This is a genomic window from Marinobacter sp., from assembly GCF_040904845.1.
Lineage (GTDB): Bacteria > Pseudomonadota > Gammaproteobacteria > Pseudomonadales > Oleiphilaceae > Marinobacter.
Genome location: NZ_JBBDSR010000114.1, coordinates 205951 through 212677, shown reverse-complemented (window position 1 = coordinate 212677; position 6727 = coordinate 205951). Strand labels below are relative to the sequence as shown.

The window sequence follows — 6727 nt, the reverse complement described above, 5'->3', positions numbered from 1 at the left end:
CATCTTCATCGCCCCGTTGCTGTTCCAGCATGCCGGTTTTGACCGGGCCAGGGCCCACCAGGGTGACCGCAATGCCATGGGGGCGGAGATCGCCGGCGGCGGCAATACTGAACCCACGAACGGCAAACTTGCTGGCGGCGTAGATGGTGTTGCCCGGTGTGGCATACAGGGAGGCGATCGAGCCAACGTTGATAATGTGGCCTTTGACGCCGTGGGCGATCATGTGTGCGGCAACGGCATTGGCGCCCAGAATGGCACCCTGCACATTCACCTCCAGCATCAGGCGGATGTCATCACCTTTGAGGTTCCCCGTGCGCCCGCTGCGCAATACGCCCGCCACATTCGCCAGTACGTCGATGGTCTGGCCTTCGCCTTCAAGCTTGCGGATCAGACTTTGCCATTGTGCTTCGTCGCGCACATCCAGGGCTTCGCAACGCACGGACGGCTGGTTTTTCCAGCGTTGATTCAGCGCCTTTATATCCTGATCGGTCGCGACAACCTGGTGCCCTTTCTTCATGGCCAGCTCAGTAACGCTGGCACCAATACCGTTGGCTGCGCCGGTAACTAATAGCTGCATGCTTCAATCCTCGGAATCTATGTGTCGTAAGCCTACTTTGTCTAAATGGCGGGTGGGTTGCTTGACATGGGCTGCCATTGATTTAACACTTTACGCCAAAAGGGTTGACGGATATCGAGATGCCAATGAATATTCCTCACCGACGCCGTATACCGGCCAGCTTCGCTCTTGCTTTGTATGAGTACCTGGACGCAAAGGGGCTGAATAGTGATGCGGTGCTGCCACAATCCAGGCCACCGACAGATATTGCCTTGAATGCCGATTTACCGATTGATGACTGGCGCGCACTGCTGGAGTGTGCAGCGGGCCATCTGAATGACCCATTGCTGGGGCTCCATCTGGGACAAACTCTTGGTCTGCGCCATATTGGTGTGCTGGGATACGTGATCATGGCCTCACAGAATCTGGGGGAAGCGTTGAGTCGCCTGGACCGGTATCAACGGCTGGTTTATGACGTAACCCCGATGGAAATCAGGGCCAGCGGTGATGGCGTAGAGCTTGTCTGGGGTGCCGAGCATGGTCGGCCGGGCCCGTTGGTGGATGAAACCGCTATAACGGCTTTGGTGCACCTGTGTCGGGGACTGTCGCGCCCGGGGTTTTCTCCGACCTACGTGTCCTTTATCAATCCAACGCCAGCCGATGCCCATGAATACACGGAGTTTTTCGGCTGCCCGGTCGAGTTTGAACAAGTGGATACGGTGATACGGATGGATGCGGAGACCCTGGTGGAGCCTCTTCATACTGCAGATCCGGCCATGCTGGCCATGCTGGAAGAACAAGCGGATTCCCTTCTTGCGCGCCTGCCTGACCAGTCCCCGTTGATTGATGAGGTGCGACGCCGCATTGGACGCCAGTTGCCTGAGGCCAGTCCGGAGATTGCCTCTGTTGCCGAGGGCATGGACTTATCTGTGCGTACCCTGCAACGCCAACTGACCGCTGCCGGCACTAGCTTCTTGAAAGAGGTGGCGGCAGTTCGCCAGGAAATTGCTGAACGCTATCTGCGCGAAACCCGCCTGGGGTTGGTGGATATTGCGTTGCTGCTGGGCTACTCGGAGCACAGTGCGTTTACCCGCAGCTTTATCCGCTGGACGGGTACAACACCGCTGGCTTATCGGCAGCGGCACAGCTGAGCGTTAAACATGGCGTCGGTTTACTTATCCTGAGCCGGGGCTGGCTCTGAGGCCCTGGTAATTCTCTAAACTGCATGACAGAGCGCTTCTATCTTCTTTTGAAGGGCTGTCGTTAACCCGCTTGGCGTCTTCGTTTGTGCTCGTACATTTTCGAGTCGGCGCTTCCAAGCAGATGGCGCGCCGTGCGGCCATCTTGCGGGTACAGGGCAACACCCACGCTGAAGGAAATCAGAACTATCTGGCCTTCCTGCATCATTGGCACGGCCATTACCTCGCGGATTTTGCCAACGGCAGCATCCACTGCGGCAAGATCGCTGATGTCGGTCAACAACACGGTGAATTCGTCGCCGCCCATGCGCGCAACCGTGTCTGTTTCGCGGGTGCACTGTTCCAACCGGCGGGCAGTTTCGATCAGCAGCTGGTCGCCTGCTTCATGGCCCAGGGTGTCGTTGATCTGTTTGAAATCGTTCAGGTCCAGGTACAACAGTGCCACCAGGCTGTTATGCCGGCCGGCTGATTTCAGTGCGGTTTCCAGCCGGTCATAAAACAGTGATCGGTTGGTCAAACCCGTCAGTGGGTCGTGGTGCGCAAGAAAGCGCAGGTGATCTTCCGCGCGCTTGCGTTCGACAACGATAGCGACCTGCGTCGCGACGAACTGAAGCAACTCCTGGTCCGCAGCGCAATAACGTATGTGTTCTGACTGGCTCTCAATGACCAGCGCGCCCAGTACCGAATCGTTTGAAATCAGAGGCACACCGAGCCAGTTTAAGGGGCCCGGCGATTTCAACCCGCTCTCTGTTATAACCCCAAGGCCCGGTTGAGAGGGGTCCCGTGAGGCAAGCAAGGTCTGCCCCAAGCTGATCACCTCCGCCAGGGCCGTGCCGGGCTGCATCGAGCCTTCAACCCAGTCGTTTGCGCGATCAACAGACCAATCCGGAACGGTCAACACCGTCCGTACCGGATCATAGAATGCCAGGTGCAGGTCGTTGCGCGGAAACAGCTCTGCAATCACCTGCCGCACTCCGTCGCAGATCCCACGCAGGCTGTCAGCGCCGTGCGCGGCTTCAGATATTCGATACAGCGCATCCCGGGTCTGATTTGCGCGCCTCAGAGACGTCACATTGCGGGCTAAGCCAATTCGCAGCTTGTCGTCTTCTGACCAGCGCGCGGACCATAAAATGTGAACAGCATGGCCATCTTTATGGAGATATCGATTTTCAAAGTTCGTATGGGGGTGGCCCGTCATAACGCGGTTAGCTTCAGCGCGGGTGCGCTCACGGTCATCAGGGTGGAGGTAATCGAAAATCAGCGTGCCAATCATTTCAGAAGCGGTGTACCCCAGCAGCGACTCGCAGGCGTCGCTGACGAACACAATGTTCCCGGACTCATCCACAACGAATACCGGGTCTAGCAACAGATTAACCAGCTTGGGATACAGCGTTTCCAAATCCACAGGCATAGGCGCAGCCATTTACTTCACAGGAAAAGATAGTTTTTACAGCATAATCGAGAATAGGCGTAACCCAAACATAAAGATTATACTCGCGGCCTAAGCCAGCCCCACTCTACTTTTGAACTCCAAGCCCCAGGCCAATCACTGTGAGCATCTCTCATCGAAACAATAAAAGCCAAGCCCGGCCAGTTCGCAAGGGTCTTCACCCAAGGAATCTGCACAACCAAGGCTATGACTTCCCCGCTCTCGTAAAGAGCCACCCTGCGCTGGCCCCTCACGTGAAACCAAACGCTCACGGCGACCTCTCCATCGAATTTTCAGACCCACTGGCGGTAAAAGCGCTCAACGCGGCGTTATTAAACCGACACTACAATGTTGTCGATTGGGATATTCCAGAGGGTGCCCTCTGCCCCCCAATCCCGGGCAGAGCCGACTATATCCATCACATGGCAGACTTGCTTGGGCTCGAAAAACCCGCCATCAGAATGCTCGACATAGGGACGGGCGCTAATGGAGTCTACCCGCTACTGGCCTGCCAAATTTACGGCTGGCAGTGTGTTGGTAGTGACATTAACACTCAGTCGCTTGCGAACGTAGCCACGATTATCGCCAACAACCCCACACTCAAAGACTGCTTCACGCTTCGCATGCAGCACGATAAAAACCATATTTTTGAGGGGATCATTGAAGCGGGTGAGTTCTTTGACGTCAGCGTGTGCAATCCACCCTTCCATGCATCGCTCGAGGAAGCACTTAAAGGTAGCCGGCTTAAGCTCAATAACCTTGCTCGTAGTCGCGGTGAGCAAAAAGCAAACACCCAATCCCCCACTTTGAATTTTGGCGGGCTAGGCGCAGAACTTTGGTGTAAAGGGGGCGAACAACTGTTTCTTAAAAAGCTGGCCAAAGAAAGCCAGCTGTATTCGACTCAATGCCGCTGGTTTACCAGCCTGGTCTCCAAAGCCGACAATGTTAAGCCTTTAACAAAGTTGATTCGTAAGCTCGGTGCCGTTGATATTCGTGAAATAGAGATGACGCACGGAAATAAAATCACGCGGGTCTTGGCCTGGACCTTCATCTAAGCAACGGTTTTGGCGTTCGCAACTGCATGTGATGCGCCGTCGTGAAGGCGGCGCGTTTTTACGCGAAGACGTTCCCGGATTCATCGATTGGTGTAATACTTCGTGCACAGGAATAATAAGCCATCATATTGAAAAGTCACGGGACGCAAGAATGTTTGAGAGCCTGGCCTGGGTGCCTGAAAATTTTTCGATGCCAGATTCCATGTTGAGGCTGGTGATCAGCACCGTGTTGCTGGTGTTCGCCATCGTTATCCTGCGGACCCTGACCGCTCGTTTTATACGGCGAAACGTGGCGTCGTCCGAGTTGCGGGGGCGGTTGCTGGTGAATTCTCGCAATGGCTTCCTGCTATTAGGGATACTGGGCATGGCGTTGATCTGGGGCGACCAGATACGGTCTCTGGCGCTGTCCATCGTCGCCATCGCCGTCGCTTTCGTTGTTGCCACCAAGGAATTGATCCTGTGTATTTCCGGCGCAATCCTGAAGAGCGGCGCTGGCTCTTTCAATCTCGGTGACCGCATTCAGGTGAAGGATTTCCGCGGTGATGTCATCGACCAAACCCTGCTGGCCACCACTGTCCTTGAGGTTGGGCCTGGCAAAACCGGTCACCAGCGCACCGGGCGAATGATTGTGATACCCAATGCGTTGTTTGTGTCCGAGCCGGTCATCAATGAGAGTTTTACCGACCACTGGGACTTCCATGTGTTCACCGTGCCCTTTAAACGGGAGGACGATTGGCAAGCCGCCCAGACGGCCCTGCTGGAGGCCGCCAATCGCCACTGCGCCCCCTATCTGGAGTCAGTTCGCAAATATATGAACAAAGTGGGCGTATCGCGGGGCCTGGAAGTACCCTCCGTGGACCCACGGGTGACCATCCAGGCCCCGCTGGCGAGCGAAATCCACCTTACCGTTAGGCTACCCGCCAAATCCGGACAGCGCAGTTACATCGAGCAGGCTATCCTGTCGGAGGTTTTTGCCAACGCGGATTTCTCCAGCAAGAAGACCCGACCCGCTGACGAAAACGATTAGCGTACCGCCCGGGGCCGGTGCTGATCAGGGTCAGGAGGCTGTTCTGAGTTCATCACCGCAGCATCCATTGTGTTCGACAAAATCCTTGTAGCAGCCGAACTTTCGAAGCTCTGAACAGTCACAGCACTTGGGACCATTCCCACCGGAATAGACACGGAGGTAATCCTTATGCGTATCGCACGGGAAGATATACCTGTTCGGATCGACGTGCCCGGAGCAAAGGCACGACAACAAACCGGCTTTGGCAATGTCTCGGGCTACGAGACCATGGGGGCGGAATACTTCACCTTTGGCGCGGGCACCGATATCACCGAGTTGTTGCACGGGCTTGAAGGTGATCGATGCCAGTGTCCTCACTGGGGTTACGTGGTGAACGGAGAGATCACGGCGCTGTACCTGGACGGCAGCGAGGAAACGTCACGCGGTGGCGATCTGTTCTACTGGCCCCCGGGACATAGCGTTCGCGCCGAGGAAGATACGGACATTGTGATGTTCAGCCCGCAGCACGAGCACGGACTGGTGATTGATCACATCCGGAATCAGGTCGGCGGCTGAAGATCGTTACCAGGACAGCTCTTCCCCATTGCTGTGCCAAAAGGAGCCGGTGTTTTCCAGGTTCAGCGCGTCAATACGCTCAGCCAGGCCCTTTGCCGACTCTTCCGGCGTGATCAGCCCGCCAAAATTCACCATGCGGGTCTGTACATAGCCGGGGTGCAGCTGGGCGACGGCGATGCCTTTGGATTTAAGGTCCATGGCCAGGGATTTTCCGAAGGCGTTCAGTGCGGCCTTTGAGGCACGGTAACCGTAACGTCCGCCGGAGTCGTTGTCGGCGATGGACCCCATGCGGCTGGTGATGTTGGCAATCTTGCCGCCTGGGGCAATCTGCGGCACCAGCGCTTCCGCCACCCGCAGCGGTGCGTAAGCGTTGATCTCCATCTGGATACGAATGGAATCGAAGTCGATACTGCCCAGTTTTTCATCCTGCAGCAGGCCCGCATTGTTGATCAGAAGGTCAATGGTCTGGCCTTCCAGCCCTGCGGTCAGGGTTCCGATACCACTTTCGGTGGTCACATCCACGCCTTCTATCACTCGGCTGGCGATGGTATGCAACTCATCGGATGCCTGTCGGCACACGCCGATAACCGAGCAGCCTTCGCTGGCGTAGTGCCGCGCCAGTTCCAGCCCAATACCACGGTTGGCACCGGTGATAACCACGGTTTTCCTATCTGCCATAAATACCTCTACTTTGGTGAAAACACTGAGTCATGCGGAATGTGTGGCCGTTCAGGAACCGCGCTTTTCAGCGCGTATCTGGTAACCCCGAGGCTTTATTTTCCAATAACCCACTATAAAAGCAATTTCGACGCGATGTCGATTTCACACGCTCCCATTCGACTGAATTAGGAACTCATCAAACAAATGGTGCATGCGCACCGGAGGAGCTGACAATGCTGAAATTAT

Annotated in this window: 7 protein-coding genes; 4 read left to right on the top strand and 3 right to left on the bottom strand. The window is 55.9% G+C overall.

The features are described from left to right. The coding region (locus WD429_RS16370; RefSeq protein WP_368423255.1) for an SDR family oxidoreductase at positions 1-577 on the bottom strand (577 nt) is incomplete at its 3' end. Between the two features lie 119 nt (positions 578-696). Here WD429_RS16370 and WD429_RS16365 point away from each other — a divergent pair. Beyond that, the gene (locus WD429_RS16365) at positions 697-1707 is read left to right on the top strand and encodes an AraC family transcriptional regulator (RefSeq protein ID WP_368423254.1); all 1011 of its coding nucleotides are present in this window, start codon (positions 697-699) and stop codon (positions 1705-1707) included. Between the two features lie 112 nt (positions 1708-1819). Here WD429_RS16365 and WD429_RS16360 read toward each other — a convergent pair whose 3' ends face one another. After that, positions 1820-3166: a diguanylate cyclase gene (locus WD429_RS16360; RefSeq protein WP_368423253.1), complete on the bottom strand. Its 1347-nt coding sequence runs from the start codon at positions 3164-3166 to the stop codon at positions 1820-1822. A gap of 140 nt (positions 3167-3306) precedes the next feature. Here WD429_RS16360 and rlmF point away from each other — a divergent pair, with 140 nt between their 5' ends. From rlmF to WD429_RS16345, 3 genes are all read left to right on the top strand, one after another. Continuing rightward, on the top strand, positions 3307-4239 hold the full coding sequence (gene rlmF / locus WD429_RS16355; protein ID WP_368423252.1) for a 23S rRNA (adenine(1618)-N(6))-methyltransferase RlmF: 933 nt from the start codon (positions 3307-3309) through the stop codon (positions 4237-4239). 151 nt (positions 4240-4390) lie between these two features. Beyond that, positions 4391-5266 (top strand): mechanosensitive ion channel domain-containing protein, encoded by an 876-nt coding sequence (locus WD429_RS16350; RefSeq protein WP_368423251.1) that lies wholly within the window; start codon positions 4391-4393, stop codon positions 5264-5266. Positions 5267-5434: 168 nt separating this feature from the next. Then, a complete protein-coding gene (locus tag WD429_RS16345; RefSeq protein WP_368423250.1) occupies positions 5435-5821 on the top strand; it encodes a hypothetical protein in 387 nt (128 codons plus the stop codon). Between the two features lie 6 nt (positions 5822-5827). Here the strand turns inward: WD429_RS16345 and WD429_RS16340 are convergent, their stop codons facing one another. Continuing rightward, a complete protein-coding gene (locus WD429_RS16340; protein WP_368423249.1) occupies positions 5828-6499 on the bottom strand; it encodes an SDR family oxidoreductase in 672 nt (223 codons plus the stop codon). Positions 6500-6727 lie beyond the last annotated feature (228 nt).